Below are 20,025 nucleotides of genomic sequence, written 5' to 3' on the forward strand. Positions count from 1 at the left end.
GTACTTTTTTCAGATGCTTTTAAAATAATTGCATTAGAAACATTGCATTAGAAATATTGTATTAAAAACAATGCGACAAGACTTTAGTAATGAGTATCTCGTTTGGCTAAACTGTTATGGTTAGACTTAACTACTTTAACTTATCCACTTTAATTTAACTAAGAGGCACGATATGATCTGAATGACCACTGCTCAGCATATGATGGCTGCCATAACCTTCAGGATTGATTTGCAGATAAGCATTCATTTGTCCAATCGCATCACCGTCATTACTGGCCAAAATCTGCTCTTTAATCAACTCAACCGGCGGTAGTAGTAGGTTTTTTAGCAAGGCTAAACGCTGATCGTTATCGCCTTTATTGACCACCATCTCGATAAGCTGACGCGCATCAATCGGTAAATCTGGTGTGTTTTGTGCTAACAATGCTAAATGATAAGCACCAGCCGCATCTTGATCAGCGACAATACGCTGCTCAATAGCCACATACGTCGCTTCTGTGGCGCCACCTGCTACACTGAGCTGATGGATACATTTAAGTGCTGAATGTGGCTCGCTACCTGCCATATCAATTAAACGTGTCGATTCGTTTTTTAGATGCTCACGGCGTTTTTCAATAGCCGCTTGCTCGGCAGCTTCTGTTTCGGTTATTTCTGCTTCAGTTGCTTGTAGTTCAGCTACTTTTGATTCTACTGGTTGATTAGTCATCATAACCTCCTCTCATTAATATTTTTATAATACTTAATCTTGAAGCATATATGGGGTCAAAACTGACAAAAACAATAAAAGCCCGAGTAACCAACTAAGGGTTTGCTCGGGCTTTTAGGGATAAAACTCATAAGCTAAATGATAAAAAAGCTTATTTCATTGTCTTTACCGATTATGCAGCTGGGCTATTGGCTTCAACCAACGGCTTTAACTCGCCTGATTGATACATTTGCAAAATGATGTCTGATCCGCCCATTAATTCACCATCAATCCATAACTGTGGAAAGGTTGGCCAGTTGGCAATTTTTGGTAACGTCGCACGAATTTCTGGATTTTCTAAGATATTTACAAAGGCAAATGGACGGCCAATTTGGGTAAGAACCTCAATCGACTTAGCAGAGAAGCCACACTGAGGAAACTGCGGCGTACCTTTCATATAAAGAATGACTTTATTGTCTTTAATTTGATCACGAATCAGCTGTTCAACATCGTTTGCAGCAGTATTGGGGGTTTGCTCAGTCATAAAAGCTCCTATTGATTAAATGGCTTGTGAAGCGTTAAAAATAGTTATATGTAGAAATAAGGTTGGCATGCTGCTGATACATGGGGTGATGAATGCCCTATTACAAGTTTAGATAGCATGGCTTACTGATTATTATTTATTTAATATTGTCAGTATTTATGAAACGCTAGATACTAATAATACCACGGCATTGGCCATGATACCCTCTTGACGACCGGTAAAGCCTAACTTTTCCGTCGTAGTGGCTTTAATGCTGACATTACTCACATCAGTTTGCAAGTCACTGGCAATATTATCACGCATGGCTTGATTATACGGCGCCAGTTTTGGACGCTCGCACATCACTGTGATATCGGCATTGCCCAAAGTATAACCGGCAGCTAACACTTTACCATATACATAACGGAGTAGTACCCGCGAATCAAGACCGGCATGTGCCATATCCGTATCTGGAAAATGCTGACCGATATCACCGAGCGCTAAGGCGCCAAGTAACGCATCGGCAAGCGCGTGCAATACTACGTCGCCATCAGAGTGCGCAAGTAGACTATGGCTGTGCTCGATAGGCACGCCTGCCAATATCACATATTGCTGCTGCTCGCCTGTATTATGAAACGCATGAACATCAATACCTTGACCAATTTTTATCATTATCATTCCAAGTAAGTTAAGGGTCATTAGAATAACTTAAAACCATTATCTGAATTTTCAACGCTGTTTTTCACCCACTAAGGTGCCATAGCTCGCCACCCGTTTCAATTAACTGGTATAATATAACGCTTATTTTATCATAATACTAAATCCAAAAGATAAACCGACACCGTCAACTTGCTAAGTTAACAATTATAACTTTTGCATTTTTTTCAGTGTCAGGATAAAAATTGGACAAAATATAAATAAATAGTTGAGCCGCTCTATGTCAGCCATGCCAAACACCTCAAGCCTACCCGTTTCTGATTCTTTTAACGCCCATCGTCCTTTAACCCTTGCTGATATTGACAACCCTAGCACAAAACATGTGATTGTTGGTATGTCAGGCGGGGTCGACTCTTCTGTTTCCGCGGTTTTACTACAACAAGCAGGCTTTGTGGTAGAAGGTCTGTTTATGAAGAATTGGGAAGAAGATGACGGTACTGAATACTGTACGGCCATGGATGATTTGGCCGACGCGCAAGCAGTGTGTGACAAAATCGGTATCAAACTACATACTGCCAACTTTGCCATGGAATATTGGGATCGAGTTTTTGAGCATTTCTTAGCTGAATATAAGGCTGGACGTACGCCCAATCCTGATATCTTATGTAATAAAGAAATCAAGTTTAAAGCTTTTTTAGATTATGCCTTGACCCTTGGTGCAGACTATATTGCCACTGGTCACTATACCCGCCGCAGTATCAATTATAAAAATAGCGATGGCGTAGAAGTCGCTCAGCTATTACGCGGCCTTGATAACAATAAAGACCAAAGCTACTTCTTACATGCAGTTGGTGGCGATAAACTGGCTAAAACACTATTCCCAGTCGGCGAGCTTGAAAAACCAGTGGTTCGTCAAATCGCTGAAGAACATGACCTGATTACTGCTAATAAAAAGGACTCTACCGGCATTTGCTTTATCGGTGAGCGTCGTTTTAAGGACTTCTTACAACAGTACTTGCCTGCACAAAAAGGCAATATCGTCACTGACGATGGCGTCACTATCGGCACTCATGATGGTCTGATGTATTACACCTTAGGTCAGCGCGGCGGCATCGGTATCGGCGGTGTTAAAGACCGTCCGGAAGAACCATGGTTTGTCTTAGCAAAAGACTTAGATAAAAACCGTTTAATCGTCGGTCAAGGTCACGAGCATCCCATGATGCTGAGCAATGAGCTACACGCTTATAAGCTCGATTGGGTCGATGGTCTATCACCTGCAGATATCTTTAGTAATGAAGGCTTACGCTGTATGGCAAAGTCTCGCTATCGTCAGCCCGACCAAGCTTGTACCGTATTTGCTAGCAATGAAGATGGCAGTGAAGTACGAGTGGTATTCGATGAACCACAGCGTGCGGTCACTCCGGGTCAGTCAGCTGTATTTTATATCGATGAAGTTTGTTTAGGCGGTGGCGTGATTGCGTCTATTGATGCGCCGTGTGGGTTTTAGGCTAAAAATAAAGAGTGAAAAAGATGGTCATCATTGTCTACACCCTTTGGATTGTCATTTTATTATACCTAATTATCAGTATTTTCAGATTTTCCAGTAAAAACAGCCCTAGATATTCACCAAAGAAACGTAATATTTTACTGATAGCTTTGACCATTCAAATTCTTTGCTCAGTGGCTTTTATCATACTATTTATATCCGCAGCGCTTGATGCTGCTGCGTCTTTTTAAAGCCATAATATTAATAGGCTAAGTATTAATTTAAGCATAAAAACAAACAGTTCTTAATTAAAATATTTAACTGATTTTGCACTTTAATTATAATCATTTTTTTACCAACCTGACTGACTTCATTAAAGGATATCTATGACCACCTCTTTATCTGCCTTGACCGCCCTATCCCCAATTGACGGCCGCTACGCTTCTAAAGCTGATAGCCTACGCCCTTATTTATCTGAATTTGGTTTAATTAAAGCCCGTGTTACTGTTGAAATTCGCTGGTTACAATCATTGGCTGATAACGATGCGATTAGTGAATTAGCGGCATTTGATACGAATACCAATGCTTTTTTAAATGCGATTGTTGATAATTTTAGCGAAGCTGACGCGCAAGCGATTAAAGATATCGAAGCGACGACCAATCATGATGTAAAAGCGGTTGAATACTTTATTAAAGATAAATTCCGTGGTCAGGCAGCGCTTGAGGATTCATTAGAATTCATTCATTTTGCTTGTACCAGTGAAGATATTAACAATCTATCGTATGCACTAATGCTCAAAGACAGCCGTGAGATTGTGGTTGCTAAAATGCAGCAAATGACCGATAGCATTGTTGACTTGGCGCTTACTCATGCTGACCAGCCGATGTTGTCACGTACTCATGGTCAAACCGCTAGCCCAACGACGCTTGGTAAAGAGATGGCCAACGTCGCTTATCGCCTAGCCCGTCAAATCAAACAAGTCGGTCAAGTCGAGCTATTGGGCAAAATCAATGGCGCGGTCGGTAACTATAATGCCCACTACGCCTCATATCCTGATGTTGATTGGCAGACCCATGCAGAGAAATTTATCGATGAAAGTCTTGAGCTGACTTTTAACCCTTATACCACGCAAATTGAGCCGCACGATTATATCGCTGAGCTGTTCGATGCAGTAAAACGTTTTAATACTATCTTAATCGATTTTAACCGTGATATTTGGCAATATATTAGCTTAGGCTATTTTAAACAGCGCCTAAAAGATGGGGAAGTGGGTTCTTCTACGATGCCGCATAAAGTCAACCCAATTGATTTTGAAAATTCAGAAGGCAACTTAGGTGTAGCTAATGCGATGCTTGCTCATCTAGGTGAAAAGCTGCCAATTTCACGTATGCAGCGTGATTTATCAGACTCTACTGTTCTACGTAATATCGGTGTTGGTCTAGCACAAAGTATGATTGCTTATGATGCTTGTCTAAAAGGCGTCAGCAAACTTGAATTGAATGCACAGCGTTTGAACGATGACTTGGACAACGCACAAGAAGTATTGGCAGAGCCGATTCAAACGGTTATGCGTCGCTACCGTGTTGAAAACCCATATGAGAAGCTAAAAGCACTCACACGTGGTAATGCCATGACTCGTGAAGCAATGCTGACGTTCGTTGAAAGTGATGAATTATCTGCGGTTAGCGATAGTGATAAAGCGCGCTTACGTGAGATGACGCCAGCGACCTATATTGGTAATGCAGCTGAGCAAGCACGTACGATTAAAGATTGGATTGCTAAGATTTAATGATTAATAAGCCTAATTTAGGTTTATATCGTCTTGCCAGCATGGCTAACTAACAATCCAATGATAATGAAACGATTAATGAACCGTTTTAGCAAACCTGTCGTCATCAGCACCTTTGGGGTCATTCTTGTCATGATATTGGCAAGTATTGATCCCTTAAACTGGTCAGACTACCTGCTTCATCAAGCAGGTACGCTACTGTTTTTAATGATGATGTTAGGCGCTTATCGTCATTGGCATATCAGCTCAAAGTCCTATGTATTTGCGGCTTTGTTTCTGCTTATTCATATTATCGGGGCGCGCTATTTATATTCGTATGTACCCTATGATGACTGGACGCAGCAGCTGTTTAATATAGAGTTAAGCACGCTGTTCGGTTGGCAGCGTAATATGTATGATCGTTTAGTCCATTTTAGTTATGGGCTATTATTGTTTAGCGCGATGTTTGAAAGCTTAAGATATATATTGAAAATTCAGTCACTAAAGCAGCTGATAGCATTAACACTAATGCTAAATATGTCGACTAGTATGCTTTATGAATTGATTGAATGGGGTATTGCCACGACATTGTCACCTGAAGCAGCTGAAGCTTATAATGGTCAGCAAGGCGATGTTTGGGATGCGCATAAAGATATGGCTCTAGCATTACTTGGAGGCATTATTGGTGCGCTAGTCTATCACGTCAGTTTAACTCGTCATTTATAAGCAGCTCTATAGAAGAGCGTGCATAGCATTTATTAAATAATTAGCAATGCTATTACTACCCTTTCTATTCATTTTATTCTTGATCGTCTTTATCTTTTTTATCACTGCTATCGCCCGGTATGATAGCTTTAGTCACAGCGACAGTGCCTTTAACGACGCCTTTGGTGGTTTTATAGGCGACTTTTACAGGTACGGTAACAATCTTGTGCACACAGGCTTGTAGCAAAAACATGCTGGCAATAATGACGATAAAATGCAGTTTTTTCATAAATTTCCTAATAATCGTTAGAGGCGCTGATGACAGTCATCATACAGGCAATAATCATAAACTATTAAAACCCTTCTATAAAGCATCCCTTATTATTAATCCCATACTCATTTAAGCATACGGATCTATCAATGACCTCTATACCTCTTTGTTTACCCGACTCCATGACGCCAGAGCAGTTTTTGGCAGAATACTGGCAAAAGAAACCACTACTTATTAAACAAGGTTTACCGCAACTGGTTGGGATGTTTGAGCCAGATGACATGCTTGGTCTAGCCCTTGAAGAAGATGCCTCAGCACGCCTATTGACCCAAGCAGCAAGCAAGAAAAATGGTCAGCCGCAATGGCAACTTAAAAAAAGCCCGCTCATTGAAGCAGATTTTGATAACCTGCCTGAACAATGGACAGTACTGGTGCAGAATTTAGAGCAATGGTCGCCTGAGCTTGGGCAACTGTGGCAAGCATTTGACTTTATACCGCAGTGGCAACGCGATGATATTATGGTGTCCTATGCACCTAAAGGTGGCTCCGTCGGCAAGCATTATGATGATTACGATGTATTTTTAGCGCAAGGATTTGGATCTAGACGTTGGCAGTTGGGTAAATTCTGTGATAAAGACACTGAATTTGTCGCAGATGAGCCAATTCGCCTCTTTGATGATATGGGCGAGATTGTCTTTGATGAGATACTAGAGGCCGGTGATGTACTTTATGTACCGCCTAAATTATCTCACTTTGGCTTAGCGCAAGATGACTGTTTAACCTTTTCCTTTGGTTGCCGTCGTCCGAACTTGATGCAAATCATCGATAGCATGGCTGATATCGCAACCAATGACAGCGATTTATTTATACCCATGCTATTGCCACAAGCGATGCAAGCGTCAGGTGAATTAAAAGCCGAAAGTATCGATGCTATAAAAACCCAATTATTACAAATGCTACAATCTGAGCGTGGTGATACGATTATTCGTCAAGCCGTGTCTGAAGTGGTGAGCAAGCGTCAATATGATGTACTCGTACCCGAAGAGTCGATCAATACCGATAAAATGATAGCAGCATTGGCTAGTGGCGCTACGCTACAAGCCGACTATAGCAATCGCTTGCTCTATAACCAAAATAACGATGACATCACGCTATACGCAAATGGCCAACTACTAGACAGTCTTGATGAGACCGCAACCGCAATGCTGGTACGCTTAGCAGACGGCGCACATTTGACTCTCAATGATATGGAAGGGATTGACCCCGATGAGGTGATGGAGTGGCTTGAGAATGGCTGGATTTGGCTAAATCATCCTGAGTAATAGGACAGTTATTAGTTAATTTTTACAGAACATTGGCTACTAAGCAGCAGCGTCTATTTACTAAGACTTTAATCTCTTAATAAATAGGCGCTGACTTTTTTAAACTATAAAACTCAATTTCCAATATTTATTTAGTATGTCGCTTTACGCAGCTACCTTTTTATAACGACTCACGCCAGCGATAATCGTTTCTTCAATCACTCTATCATCGCCCAGCATCATGAGCACAAATAATTGCTCATCGAATGACTTGGTCTGCGTCATACGGCGCTCCATTAAATCAGTACCGCCCATATCTATCACCACAAAATCTGCTTCTTTATTGGGCATAAAGTTACCAATTTTATCGTCTAATAATAATGACTGCGCGTTACCTAAAGTTATTTGATATAAGCCTTGATGGGCTGATAACGGATTGTTCTGTAATTGCTGAACTTTATACGCTTCTGATAACGTGGTCAACATCGACAGACTAGTCCCTGCACCCACATCAGTGGCGATACTCACGCCGGTATAACTCAAAGTTTTAGACAAATCAAACAAACCACTGCCCAAAAATAAATTAGACGTTGGACAATGGGCTATTTGCGTGCCAGTATCACGCAGCACTTCATACTCTGGCGTTTCAAGATAAATACCATGCGCTAAAGTAGTGCGCCTGCCAAGCAACCCCATATCATGATAAACGTCTAAATAGCCTTTATGATTTGGATAAAGCTCACGTACAAAGGCGATTTCATCAAGGTTCTCAGCCAGATGCGTTTGAAGATAAACGCTATCATAGCTGCGATAAAGCTCACCCGTCATTTGTAATTGCTTCGGCGTTGATGTAATGGCGAACCTTGGCGTAATGGCGACATGCTGACGTCCACGCTCGTGCCATTTATCGACGATATTTTGCGTATCACGGATACCTTTTTCAGTAGGTACACATAGATGCTCAGGGGCGTTTTGATCCATCAATACATTACCGGTAATCATACGGGTATTGATACGAGTACTTTCAGTAAAAAACGCTTCCACTGACTGCGGATGACTGGTAGAGAAGACCAATGCACTGGTCGTACCATTAGCAAGCAACTGGTTTAAAAAGAACTTTGAAGTATCATGTGCAACCTTTGGATCACCAAAATTTGCCTCAGTCACAAAGGTATAATTATTGAGCCAATCAAGCAATTGCTCACCAAAAGCAGCAATCATATCTATCTGGGGATAATGGACATGAGTATCGATAAAGCCTGGCATGATAAGTTTGTGTTTATGGTCATAAATTTGTACTGGCTCCTTGCCTGCTTGGTTGCTCGCGTTGCCGTTGCCATATCGTGACATAATAGACGTACAGCTACCATAATCTACGACGCGACCAGTCGCATCATCGATCACGAGTGCACCATCGGCAATATACTCAGGATAAACCTTTACGCCTGCCACAACCGGCAGCAATGTGACGTTTTTATCTACTACCGTGATACTAGGACGCTCAGCATTGGTTAAACTAACATTGGTTAAATCATCCGTATCTAAATGGTCGTGCTTGGCTCTTGTAGCCAGATTCTCTTCCGTTAGATAATGCAGCAGTTGAGCTTGATAAATATGTAGGGTCATAAAAAAATCTCACAATGATAGACAAGTATTTTGATTGAAAATTCATCCATATTATGTGTCTATCCTAATACAAGCACAAAGTTACTGAGCGCAGCCTATACCGTATGATGGCTGATGAAGTTGAGAACGATGTCTTAATGCTCTGAAGATAGACAGATAAATAAAGAATTAAAAAACTGTTAATTAGGGTTAATGTTGGTTATAAATTATTATAAAGTTGCATCACTTGCGCCGCGATAGAGATAGCGACTGCCATTGGCTCTTTTCCGCCAGTATTAAGTCCGATTGGCATGGTCAATTTATCCACTATTTGCTCACTATAGTCACGCTGCAGCAAGCGATCTCTGAAACGCTTGGCTTTGGTCGCTGAACTGATACAACCGATATAAGGCATTGACTGTAATCGGCTATCATTGGTGCTGATAGCGTTATTAGCATCTGTATCAATTTTTAGATAGGCGTCTAAAGTGGCACGCACCAAATCAAAATCAAGACTATGATCATGGGTCATGACCAGGATAAAATACTGAGTACCTTTTTTCATTGATGCATTTATTGAGGCACTTTTGATACTTTTAGCGATAAACGGCTGGATAAAATCAACCGGATCTTCATCAATATGCGGGCGAATATGAGTAGGCAATTGGTAAGTTACTTGTCCATCTACAGTGTCCACATTATGGGTCAAATAACGCTCAAACATTTCAGGTCGGCTGTCTATCCACTCTACTTGACAAGGCAGTTCAGCAAGTATGGTCATCAGCGCAGCCGCTACGTGTCCGGCACCAAACACCAACAGCGACATCGGCGGCGTCACATTGAAACATTCAAACATGACGGTGACACTACCGCCGCAGCATTGGGCTAATGTAGCGCCCAATGGATAATGCTTGGTGTAAACTGCATCGCGGCGTACTGCTTGCGCCTTTGCAGACTTCCCTTCTTTTAACGGTTGTGTACTTCTTGCGTCAGTCGCGTTAATTTCACCATTCAGCAATTGCCTTGCCGTTATCGTCACATCATGCTCAAGACTACCGCCACCTAAGGTGTCACAGCACGCGTCAAGCGTCACAATGATTTTAGACTGTAGCTCGCGAGGTGCTGAGCCATTGACCGCAATAACCGTTGCCAAAACGTGCGCAATACCATGCTGTTGATATTGCGCCAGCCCGTCATACCATCTTGTTGGTGATGTTGACGGTGTAAAAGGTGTCGATAACGCTGATGAATTATTCACTATGCGCAGGCCCACGAGCCGTTGATACATTAGGGTTTTCTATAGCTTCAGGCTGCTCGTCAAACAATTGACCTTCAGACTCTGGCGGATTGATATCTTTGCCATGTGCAACTTGCTGCGGCTTGACTTTATCATCATCAATCCCGCAATCGTCATCAGCTGGCGTCAAACTCTCAATAGTTTCAGCGTCTTCTTTAGCAGCAATATCCCACGCCTGACCTTGCATGCGCATCACCGCTTTTAGTACCGCCTCTGGCGTTGCCGGCATAGTTAGCTCAGGGTTTTTCTGGTAATCATCTAAACTTGCAATCGCGTTATTAATCGCGCACCAAACGCTAGCGGCAAGCATAAATGGTGGCTCACCAACGGCTTTAGAGTTATAGATAGTCTGCTCTTCATTTTTACGTTCAAACAGCTTAACGCTCCACTGTTTGGGCAAATCATGCGCAGTTGGAATTTTATAATTCGCGGCACTATTGGACGCAAGGTTGCCCTTTTTATCCCAAACCAGCTCTTCAGCAGTCAACCAGCCCATACCTTGTACAAAACCACCTTCAATCTGACCAATATCAATAGCAGGATTAATTGACTGCCCAACATCGTGCAAGATATCGCAACGTAGCACTTTATATTCACCCGTTAAAATATCAATTTCCACCTCAGAACAAGAGGCACCCAAGGCAAAGTAAAAGAATGGGCGACCCCACGCTTTTGAGCGGTCATAAAATATCTTTGGTGTTTTATAATAGCCAGTCGACGACAAGCTAACGCGATGCTGATATGCCAGTAATACCATTTCTGCAAAGGTCAGTGTTTCTTTATTGCTAATATGGACATGATTGCGCTCAAATTTGATATCTTCTGCACTCACGTCAAAATGTTCAGTAGCAAATTCAACCAAGCGGTCTCTGATGGTAATACAGGCATTTTGTGCCGCTTTACCATTCATATCGGTACCTGACGACGCCGCTGTTGGCGAGGTATTTGGCACTTTATCGGTACGCGTTGCCGTTACTTTTACGGTATCTAAATCGACATCGAATTCATTGGCAACGATTTGGGCAATCTTAATATATAACCCTTGCCCCATCTCAGTACCGCCGTGATTGATTTGAATCGTACCGTCGGTGTAGATATGAACCAAAGCACCCGCTTGGTTTAGCGTTTGCACTGTAAATGAGATACCAAATTTGACCGGTGTTAAAGCCAAGCCAAGGCGTTTGTCACTACCCTCGGCTTCAGCTTTTTGATTGCCTTCTGTGATTTGCTCACGGCGCTGATCATAATCAGTGTCATCAGCTAACGTCTGCATAATAGTCGCCAAATCAAAATGCTCAATAGGCTGACCATAATGGGTACTTTGACCGTTTTGATATAAGTTCGCCAAGCGTACTTGCAAGGGATCTTTACCCAAAGTATAGGCAATATGATCCATCATATATTCAGCCGTCAGCAGACCTTGCGGACCACCAAAACCTCGATAAGCGGTGTTCGATACCGTATGAGTCTTGCAGCGATGACCAGCTATTTGCGCGGCTGGATAATAATAGGCATTGTCACAATGGAACATTGCCCGATCGACAATCGCATCTGACAAATCTGGTGAATAGCCACACAATCCTGATAATTGCATATCAACGCCAAGCACTTGACCCGTATCATTGACACCGACATCATAGCGATTGGCAAATTCATGCCGTTTACCAGTCACGACCATGTCATCTTGACGGTCTAAACGCATACTTACTGGCACATTATGGCGTTTGGCAGCGATACCGCACAGACATGCCCATGCCGCAGCTTGTGTTTCTTTACCCCCAAAACCACCACCCATTCTTCGGACTACTGTAGTCACCGCATGGAACGGCAAATCAACCACTTCGGCGACTAGCTGTTGCACTTCACTAGGATGCTGCGAGGATGTATAGACTTCAAGCCCGCCATCATCGCAAGGTACAACGTATGAAACCTGCCCTTCTAGATAAAAATGCTCTTGCCCCAGCATATGAATATGCCCTGCAATACGAGTGGGTGCACTATCGAGCTCAGCTTGGGCATCGCCACGCGTCATAAAGTGACTTGGACGTACAAACTGCTCTTGCTTTAGCGCCTCATCAATCGTGAGGATTGCTGGTAATGGCTCATACTCTACAATGGCTTTGAGCACCGCTTTTTTTGCTGCACGGTGACTGGTGGCGACCACAGTAAATAGCGTTTGACCGACATATTCTGTAATCTGATCGACCATAAGTGGATCGCCATCAAACACTGCTCCGATATCCGTTTTGGCAGGCAAATCTTTAAAGGTGATAACGTCGATTACCCCGTCGGCTGCTTGTACGGCGCTCAAATTCATACTCAATACACGAGCATGGGCGTGAGCGCTTTTACCAATGGCCAAATGCAGGGTATTTTGTGGTTTTAGCATATCGTCCACATAAGTGGCGGTGCCCATGACATGGCTAATGGCGCTATCATGTTTTGCTTGGCTGCCAATCTTGTCTTTTGGTGGACGCTGTCTGCGGGTACTGTAGCTGTCAAATAATGAAGAATGGTGGCTCATAATGGCTCTCTCTTATATTTTTAGCAAAACCTATCTCTCTAGCAATAGTGTTTTGACTGTCTCTTTTAGCGATGCGATGATTAGGTTAGTTAGCATAATTCAATAAGTTAAAGCACTAAGGCTGTCTATTTAGCCCTCGCCGTGTTTATTGCTTATATGCTTACTTACGCATCTACCATTTGCACATCAGCAACCAATTGCTTACCACACTTGATGATTAAGCGCTGCATCACATGCATCCGATACTCTCGGCTGGCTCTCACATCCGTCATTGGCGAAACATCATTAGGTAGCATTTGTGCTGCCTGCTCAAAGCTAGCAACATTCACTGCTTGCCCAATTAGTGCCTGCTGACACTTTGCCGCCAATAAAGGTATCGCCGCCATGCCGCCAAGTCCAAATTTTGCATCTTGGATAGTCATACCATCAGCTGATAAATCGAGTCTCGCCGCTAGTAAGCACGCTGAGATATCATCTTCGTAACGTTTACTAATCTTATGAATATATAGATGCTGATGGTCTTGCATCAGCGGAATATGAAGGGCAACCACATAGCTACCAGCACGCAGCTTAGTCTTTTTATAATCTAAAAAGAATTCAGATAAAGGAATAATCTCGTCAATACAAGACGCCTGACTTGAATGGACATTATTAGCATTAGTATTGTCGGCAACACTATCGACAGCCGCGCAATGACGCAAATGAATATGAGCATCTAATGCCAATAAAATGGGTGGCAAATCTCCAATCGGTGAAGCGTTAGCAACATTACCGCCGATGGTGCCCATATTACGGATTTGCGGAGAGGCAATACGTTCAAACAAATTGGCGAATTCAGGGAAATACTGTTCAAGCGCAGGCAGCATGCTCTTATAGCTCATGCCAGCGCCCAATACTAGAGACTGTACTTCGCTATCGCCTTTTGACTGCTCATCAGTATTTACGTTTAACGTTTGCAGTGACCACGATTTTAGCTCATCAATCGCGGACAGTTGCACGATAACATCATGATCGACCAGATGTTGCGTCACACTCAAGCCCAAGTCCGTACCACCTGCCCAAATGGTTGCTTTTGGATGGGTAGCTAGTACTTGATTAAGCTCATCAATCGATTGCGGAATAAATAGCTTGCGCGAATCTTGCGTCAGTGCAGGCTCAATGAGATTGTTTGCGGTTGTAGAAGATGAATGCTGCTTGTGCTGCTGATTGCTACTTGCCATCGCATCGGTTGCTAAATGGATGCTCAAATCTTTAGCAGCTATTTGATCAGAATCTCGTTGTTTGCCGATAGCACTCATCGCCAAGCCTGCCTCGATAATAGGACGATAACCCGTACAACGGCAAAGATTCCCTGATATTGAAGCAACGATATCATCGTAGCTCAAATCATCTGTGACTGTACCTTTTGCCACTTGCAGACGATGATTCTCATAGGTGCTCGCCAGCGTCATCACAAATCCAGGCGTACAAAAGCCGCACTGCGAACCATGACATTCAACCATCGCTTGCTGCGCAGGATGCAATAAAGCACGTTCTGGATGATATTCAGGATTGTCCGCGATATAAGCCGCCGTCATTAGATGATGACCATCCATTAATGACAGTAAAGTAATACAAGAGTTTAAGGTATAAAAAGGCGCATCAGAAGCATCTGCACCGCTGGTAGGTAAACGCTGCGCCATAATAGTACAAGCGCCGCAATCGCCGCTGCCGCAGCCTTCTTTGGTATCGGTCTGGCGTTCGTGCAAGCGCAGATACTCAAGCACCGTGGTATTCGGATTGAGGTCAGTTAACTGCTTATATTTACCGTTCAAATAAAAATGAATCATAGCAATGCTCGGCTGTCAGAATAAAAGGAAGATAAAATAATACTTTTATCTTTAATCGAATAATAAAATTTTAACAATCAGTATCTTAAAAGACAGTCGCACAAAAACGTACTGCCCTTAAGCTAGTATTTAATTACCATGTTAATAAAATTTATACGATGATGATCATCATACCTACATCAATACTGAGAGTTATACATGTATTGAATAAGCTGACTGCCTTTCTGACATCTGACTTGCTCAGGCTTAATCTGATTGGTTGTGAACTTCAGTATTTACTGACAATGGATCATTATCATTAGCAAACCTAAAAGTTGGGACAAGAATTAGGGTATCGCGCAATTACCCTATTGGAAAACGAAGACATTAATCATAAGCAATATATCCTTTTTATGGCTAAACGCTCACTAACATTCCGTGTTAGTACCATTTGATTAATATTTAAAGGTTAAATATTAATCGTCAAAATTACTCATAAAACATTTAGTTATAGCTTACTGACTAAATGGTTAACTTATATTAGCACCATATTTATTTCATTTGCAACTCAAAAAAAACAGACCATTAGCTTTATATAAGCGAAATAAATTCATAAAACGACGTCTTTTCGCTTTAAACGTTGAATTTATATGCCTCTGAGATTTTATGTACCTCTGAGACAATAAGCTTGGCAGTCATTATTTCTAATAAACAGTACAGCATAGAGGGCATATAGAAGCCAATAAAAAACGGTCAGCAACCATTCACCAAATCTTTGGGAATAATTACTGACCGTCGTTTTTACTGCTTTAACAATTTTATCTATTATGTTATCGGCAAATAGTTAGCCTAACTAACTACTTACCTAACTGCCCGTCTCTTTACTCTTCTTTAACTCTATTCGGTGCCAAGCTCTAGCAAGCTAGCATTGCCACCGATTGCTGTGGTATTAATCGTTCTTACTCGCTCAGTGACAAAGCGATAGATATAGTCAGGCGTTAGCATTTCTGACAAGCCTTCCATGTCCGTGACAGTAATCACTTGCGTCAAAATACCATCGGTATTGGCAAGTTCTTGGCTGATCGCTTGCACTTCGCTCTGATTACCAGCGACAGCCACTTGGGCGAGACGATCAATATATAGAAGCGTAATCGTTTGCGAGTCATTGGCAACGCTCAGCACATCATCACTGATACCAGACTCATAGAGGATTTTTGCTGCCTCATTACACATCTCATCTTGGCTTGGGCAATGCAATATCACTTCGTTACCGGTTAATAGTGCCGCCATCAACTGCCCAAGTACTGCCATTGCGCGGGCAGACTCTGCACCGATGACCATTGTCTTACCACGGGCTGTCACGTATAAATCGTTTGTTTCACCAGTAGCTCCGGTCATACGATGCACTTCATCTAGCATAGGTGCAGCGCTTAACAAATGAGTAAATAAACGCTTTGCCTTATTAGCATCACCGGTGAGCAATGCCAATTTTGGAACGGCCGCTTGTAGATAAGTGACGCGATCTAATGCGCTAAGTAATCGCCAAGCTTCACAAACCTGGGCATGATTTTTTTTGAATTCAGTCGCCATGTTGCTACTCCTTATGCGAGTTCTGTTTGAGTGATTGATTGGGTCGTATTATTTTTAGCCGCTAACTGCTCAGTCGTCAATGTCATTAAACGAGCGACATAGTGCGGACCACCTGCTTTCGGACCTGTGCCCGATAGACCACAACCACCAAAGGGCTGGACGTTTACCACGGCACCAATTTGATTACGATTAATATAAGTATTACCGACAAAAGCACGGCGTTCAATATGTTCAACATTGTTTTCGATACGGCTATGAATACCTAAGGTTAAGCCAAATCCTGTACCGTTAATGGCATCGATTAACTTATTCAAGTCACGAGCTTGATAGCGCAATACATGCAAAATGGGCCCAAAGTGCTCACCACCAATCACATCAATACTTTTTACTTCAATGGCAGTCGGCAATACAAAGGTCGATTGCTCTTGACTGACCATCGAACTATCACTCATCGGGGTCTGGGCCAAAATAGTGGCCGTTGGCTCAGCGCGCATACGCTCGATATGTGCTTCGAGTCCGCGCTTGGCATCGATATCAATCACTGGACCGACATCTGTGGTTGCATATAGTGGATTGCCTACGACCAATTCCGCCATATTACCTTGCAACAGCTCAATCAAATCATCCGCCATTTCCTCTTGCACGCACAATATACGGCACGCAGAACAACGCTGACCTGCTGAGCCAAAAGCTGATAACACCGCATCTCTAACCACTTGCTCTGGCAGGGCTGTCGAATCAACAATCATGGCATTCTGTCCGCCAGTCTCCGCAATGAATACGGGCAATTCGCCGCTAGCTTGGGCATGACTATTTAGGCTTTGATTAATCCGCTGAGCCGTTTGGGTCGAGCCAGTAAATATAACACCTGCTATATTATCAGCTGCTGTCAATGCAGCACCAACGTCGCCAGCACCAATCACTAATTGCAACGCTTCTGCTGGTACACCCGCTTGATACATCATTTGTGCGCCAAAATGAGCAATCAAGCTGGTTTGCTCTGCAGGTTTGGCCACGACCGTATTACCTGCTGCCAATGCCGCGACGATTTGACCGGTATAAATCGCTAATGGAAAATTCCAAGGGCTAATACAAACAAAGGTGCCACGTGCTTTATAAACTTGACGAGACAGCATGCCTGCCAAATCAGTAAACTCATGTACTTTTACGTCTAAACGCTCCGCTTCATCAGCATAAAAACGGCAAAAATCAACGGCTTCTTTGATTTCATCGATGCCGTCTTGCATCGTTTTTCCTGCTTCAATTTGGCATAGTGCCATCAGTTCAGCATAGTTTTCTTCATATAAGTCAGCCACTTTGCGTAATATCGTCGCGCGCTTAGCAGCGGACACTTTCTGCCATGCGCTTTGGCCTGCTACTGCCCCATCGATTGCTTGACGCGCTACCTCTGCATTAGCATAGGCTACGTTACCTGCGATAACCTCATGGTTCCAAGGCGCACGTACTGTCTGACTATCAAGCTTATGGGTTTCGCTATCCGCTTCATAGTCATTAATTGCCTTGCCATTGATAATAGAAGTCGCTGACCAAGTCTTATGTAAATGGCTATCGATAGCAGCTTTAAGCGGTAACCATTGTGACTCTACAAATATATTTGGACCAAAACTGGCACGGCGTGCACCATAAATATCTAACGGCAATGGAATATCTGGATTGTGCAAAGTAGCATTGGTCAGTAGCTTGTCATATGGATGCACAGTTAGCTTGTCAATTGGATAAGACTTGTCTAATAACTGATGAACAAACGAGCTATTGGCACCATTCTCTAGCAAACGGCGTACCAAGTACGGTAGCAAGTCTTTATGTGCGCCAACGGGTGCATAGATACGTACTGGGATTTGATAAGCTTGTAAAATATGGTCATAAAGCGCATCACCCATACCATGTAGACGCTGAAATTCAAAGTCTCTATGTGCACTCATCGTCATAATTGAGGCAAGCGTATGAGCATTATGAGTCGCAAACTGTGGCCAAATAAGTCCGCGTAAATGCTCTGATAGCAAGAAGCGTGCGCAGGCAAGATAGGCAGTATCTGTGCCTTCTTTACGCGTCCAGACAGGATAGCCTGATAGACCTTTTTGCTGCGCCAGTTTAATTTCGGTATCCCAATATGCGCCTTTTACCAAACGTACGGGGATACGGTCACCTACTTCAGTCGCTAAACGCGCAAGCCAGACTAAAATAGCAATCGCGCGCTTAGAGTAACCCTGAACCACGATACCTAAACCATCCCAATCAGCCGTTAAGTTATCACGGTATAGAGACTCAAATAACTTCAAGGAAATCTCAAGACGATCGGCTTCTTCGGCATCAATACTAAGGTCAACGTTGACCTCACGTGCCGCTTCAATCAACAATAAGCAGCGTTGACGTAATAACCCCATCACTTGTGCTTCTTGGGTGGCTTCATAGCGCGGATGCAATGCAGACAGCTTGATAGATACCGACGGCTTCGGCATGCCCTCTTTAACTTTAATACTGGCAGTCGCTTTAATAGCATGCAGATAATCGTTAAAGTATTTTTCAGCATCTTTATGAGTGATTGCTGCTTCGCCTAGCATATCAAACGAGTAGGTATAGCCTTTATTACGATAAGGTTGGCTATTTTTATTAGCGCCTTCAATGGTTTCACCCAGTACAAATTGATGGCCCATGATACGCATGGCTTTTTGCATTGCACTTCGAATGACAGGCTCGCCCATCTTTTTGGTCATACGATCCAAAAACCCTGATGCAGTGGTATTACTATCAATACTCACCACACGGCCAGTCATCATCATGCCCCACGTTGAGGCATTGACCATAAAGCCATTGTCGTTTTTTATGTGCTTTTTCCAATCGGCCACACTCATTTTGTCGTGAATCAGCGCATCAGCCGTATAATTGTCTGGTACTCGAATCAACGCCTCTGCCAAGCTCATTAGCAGGATACCTTCTTGCGTATCGAGACTGTACTCAAGTAATAATGAGTCGACCATTTTTACCGCTTTGCCATCATTACGTACATGCTCGACCAGCTGGCGTGTCTGCGTGGCAGCCGCTTCACGTTCTGCATCACTAGGTTTTGCTAATGGTAATAATTTCGTCAACCAGCGCTCTTCATCAACGCTATATAAAGGTGAGATACGCGCATGTAGCTCATCTGATGACTGGTCAATATATTCTGGTGACAGCAAATCGATAGGATTAAATAAAATCGGCTCTTGCGGGGTAAACTGCTCTACTGGGTTCATAACAACTCCATAACTATCGTTTAAAAACCATCGTAAATGGTGCTTTAGGACGTCTGATTAATCTGCTTAACTGCTGATAACTACTAATAAATTAAATACAAGTCATTAACAGCTACTCAAAGCTAACTTTTATTCACATGAATAATCAGAATACCAAACAGCGCCATCACAAAACGAGAAAATCCAGCATAGGCTGGAAACGGTCAAGTAGGTCTTTTTAGTGTTAAACGGACTACGTTAACAATATAAAGGCGGCAACGTATAGCTAAGCGGCATTAGTGCCTTCTTCTTGTTAGTAGTGAAAGGAGTACGAGTGCCATATCAGCCATCAAAGTAATAGGCTATTGGCTAAAATTGCACTCTTATATGATGCTAATTCACTGGTAAGAAAAACCTCTACGGCGTTGATTGAGGTGATGCGCTTAACCTTGTCATGGTAACATGAAAAAAAACTTCAAACTAACGGTGTTACTTATTTTAACCAATCAAAATGTTCTTTAAAAACAAATAGTTATTAAAATTATTCCATACGTGACGCTTTGGTTATAAT

The 20,025-nt window shown here is 42.7% G+C and carries 14 protein-coding genes; 4 read left to right on the forward strand and 10 right to left on the reverse strand.

Features of this window, described 5'->3' with window-relative positions; translation table 11 throughout:
• Nucleotides 1–154: 154 nt before the first annotated feature.
• The 3 genes from WAZ74_RS11300 to ispF form a co-directional block, all read right to left on the reverse strand.
• The gene (locus WAZ74_RS11300) at nt 155–706 is read right to left on the reverse strand and encodes a hypothetical protein (RefSeq protein WP_422308397.1); all 552 of its coding nucleotides are present in this window, start codon (nt 704–706) and stop codon (nt 155–157) included.
• 172 nt (nt 707–878) lie between these two features.
• Nucleotides 879–1,229: a Grx4 family monothiol glutaredoxin gene (gene grxD, locus WAZ74_RS11305; RefSeq protein ID WP_147221934.1), complete on the reverse strand. Its 351-nt coding sequence runs from the start codon at nt 1,227–1,229 to the stop codon at nt 879–881.
• 156 nt (nt 1,230–1,385) lie between these two features.
• Nucleotides 1,386–1,886 (reverse strand): 2-C-methyl-D-erythritol 2,4-cyclodiphosphate synthase, encoded by a 501-nt coding sequence (gene ispF, locus WAZ74_RS11310; protein WP_422308517.1) that lies wholly within the window; start codon nt 1,884–1,886, stop codon nt 1,386–1,388.
• Nucleotides 1,887–2,145: 259 nt separating this feature from the next.
• On the opposite strand from ispF, the gene mnmA reads away from it, so the two are divergent.
• From mnmA to WAZ74_RS11325, 3 genes are all read left to right on the forward strand, one after another.
• Nucleotides 2,146–3,372: a tRNA 2-thiouridine(34) synthase MnmA gene (gene mnmA / locus WAZ74_RS11315; protein ID WP_422308398.1), complete on the forward strand. Its 1,227-nt coding sequence runs from the start codon at nt 2,146–2,148 to the stop codon at nt 3,370–3,372.
• A gap of 365 nt (nt 3,373–3,737) precedes the next feature.
• Nucleotides 3,738–5,141: an adenylosuccinate lyase gene (purB, locus tag WAZ74_RS11320; protein ID WP_422308399.1), complete on the forward strand. Its 1,404-nt coding sequence runs from the start codon at nt 3,738–3,740 to the stop codon at nt 5,139–5,141.
• Between the two features lie 78 nt (nt 5,142–5,219).
• Nucleotides 5,220–5,846 carry a DUF2238 domain-containing protein gene (locus tag WAZ74_RS11325; RefSeq protein ID WP_422308400.1) on the forward strand — a complete coding sequence of 209 codons (627 nt, stop codon included), beginning with the start codon at nt 5,220–5,222 and terminating at the stop codon, nt 5,844–5,846.
• 73 nt (nt 5,847–5,919) lie between these two features.
• On the opposite strand, the gene WAZ74_RS11330 is transcribed toward WAZ74_RS11325, so the two are convergent.
• Nucleotides 5,920–6,114 carry an NF038104 family lipoprotein gene (locus WAZ74_RS11330; RefSeq protein WP_422308401.1) on the reverse strand — a complete coding sequence of 65 codons (195 nt, stop codon included), beginning with the start codon at nt 6,112–6,114 and terminating at the stop codon, nt 5,920–5,922.
• A gap of 131 nt (nt 6,115–6,245) precedes the next feature.
• Between WAZ74_RS11330 and WAZ74_RS11335 the strand changes: the two genes are divergently transcribed.
• Nucleotides 6,246–7,418, forward strand: a complete 1,173-nt coding sequence (locus tag WAZ74_RS11335; RefSeq protein ID WP_422308402.1) for a JmjC domain-containing protein — start codon at nt 6,246–6,248, stop codon at nt 7,416–7,418.
• Between the two features lie 144 nt (nt 7,419–7,562).
• Here WAZ74_RS11335 and guaD read toward each other — a convergent pair whose 3' ends face one another.
• The 6 genes from guaD to putA form a co-directional block, all read right to left on the reverse strand.
• Nucleotides 7,563–9,023 carry a guanine deaminase gene (guaD, locus tag WAZ74_RS11340; RefSeq protein ID WP_422308403.1) on the reverse strand — a complete coding sequence of 487 codons (1,461 nt, stop codon included), beginning with the start codon at nt 9,021–9,023 and terminating at the stop codon, nt 7,563–7,565.
• A 199-nt stretch (nt 9,024–9,222) separates the two neighbouring features.
• Entirely contained in the window at nt 9,223–10,260 is a 1,038-nt protein-coding gene (gene xdhC, locus WAZ74_RS11345) for a xanthine dehydrogenase accessory protein XdhC (RefSeq protein WP_422308404.1), read from the reverse strand.
• The gene (xdhB, locus tag WAZ74_RS11350; protein WP_422308405.1) at nt 10,253–12,823 is read right to left on the reverse strand and encodes a xanthine dehydrogenase molybdopterin binding subunit; all 2,571 of its coding nucleotides are present in this window, start codon (nt 12,821–12,823) and stop codon (nt 10,253–10,255) included. The genes xdhC and xdhB overlap by 8 nt, the downstream gene beginning before the upstream one ends.
• Nucleotides 12,824–12,987: 164 nt before the next feature.
• A complete protein-coding gene (locus WAZ74_RS11355) occupies nt 12,988–14,652 on the reverse strand; it encodes a xanthine dehydrogenase small subunit (protein WP_422308406.1) in 1,665 nt (554 codons plus the stop codon).
• Between the two features lie 876 nt (nt 14,653–15,528).
• Complete coding sequence (locus tag WAZ74_RS11360) at nt 15,529–16,221, reverse strand: 1-pyrroline-5-carboxylate dehydrogenase (RefSeq protein ID WP_422308407.1); 693 nt, start codon at nt 16,219–16,221, stop codon at nt 15,529–15,531.
• Nucleotides 16,222–16,232: 11 nt separating this feature from the next.
• A complete protein-coding gene (putA, locus tag WAZ74_RS11365; RefSeq protein WP_422308408.1) occupies nt 16,233–19,475 on the reverse strand; it encodes a bifunctional proline dehydrogenase/L-glutamate gamma-semialdehyde dehydrogenase PutA in 3,243 nt (1,080 codons plus the stop codon).
• Nucleotides 19,476–20,025: the final 550 nt, after the last annotated feature.

Origin of the sequence: Psychrobacter sp. (genome assembly GCF_049295055.1) — a bacterium.
Lineage (GTDB): Bacteria > Pseudomonadota > Gammaproteobacteria > Pseudomonadales > Moraxellaceae > Psychrobacter.

What these genes read in the sequence shown, in the direction of transcription:
- WAZ74_RS11355 (WP_422308406.1), bottom strand. Translation starts at nt 14,652, where the DNA reads ATGATTCATTTTTATTTGAACGGTAAATATAAGCAGTTAACTGACCTC.
- WAZ74_RS11335 (WP_422308402.1), top strand. Translation starts at nt 6,246, where the DNA reads ATGACCTCTATACCTCTTTGTTTACCCGACTCCATGACGCCAGAGCAG.
- guaD (WP_422308403.1), bottom strand. Translation starts at nt 9,023, where the DNA reads ATGACCCTACATATTTATCAAGCTCAACTGCTGCATTATCTAACGGAA.
- ispF (WP_422308517.1), bottom strand. Translation starts at nt 1,886, where the DNA reads ATGATAATGATAAAAATTGGTCAAGGTATTGATGTTCATGCGTTTCAT.
- WAZ74_RS11325 (WP_422308400.1), top strand. Translation starts at nt 5,220, where the DNA reads ATGAACCGTTTTAGCAAACCTGTCGTCATCAGCACCTTTGGGGTCATT.
- purB (WP_422308399.1), top strand. Translation starts at nt 3,738, where the DNA reads ATGACCACCTCTTTATCTGCCTTGACCGCCCTATCCCCAATTGACGGC.
- WAZ74_RS11360 (WP_422308407.1), bottom strand. Translation starts at nt 16,221, where the DNA reads ATGGCGACTGAATTCAAAAAAAATCATGCCCAGGTTTGTGAAGCTTGG.
- WAZ74_RS11330 (WP_422308401.1), bottom strand. Translation starts at nt 6,114, where the DNA reads ATGAAAAAACTGCATTTTATCGTCATTATTGCCAGCATGTTTTTGCTA.
- xdhB (WP_422308405.1), bottom strand. Translation starts at nt 12,823, where the DNA reads ATGAGCCACCATTCTTCATTATTTGACAGCTACAGTACCCGCAGACAG.
- WAZ74_RS11300 (WP_422308397.1), bottom strand. Translation starts at nt 706, where the DNA reads ATGACTAATCAACCAGTAGAATCAAAAGTAGCTGAACTACAAGCAACT.
- grxD (WP_147221934.1), bottom strand. Translation starts at nt 1,229, where the DNA reads ATGACTGAGCAAACCCCCAATACTGCTGCAAACGATGTTGAACAGCTG.
- putA (WP_422308408.1), bottom strand. Translation starts at nt 19,475, where the DNA reads ATGAACCCAGTAGAGCAGTTTACCCCGCAAGAGCCGATTTTATTTAAT.
- mnmA (WP_422308398.1), top strand. Translation starts at nt 2,146, where the DNA reads ATGTCAGCCATGCCAAACACCTCAAGCCTACCCGTTTCTGATTCTTTT.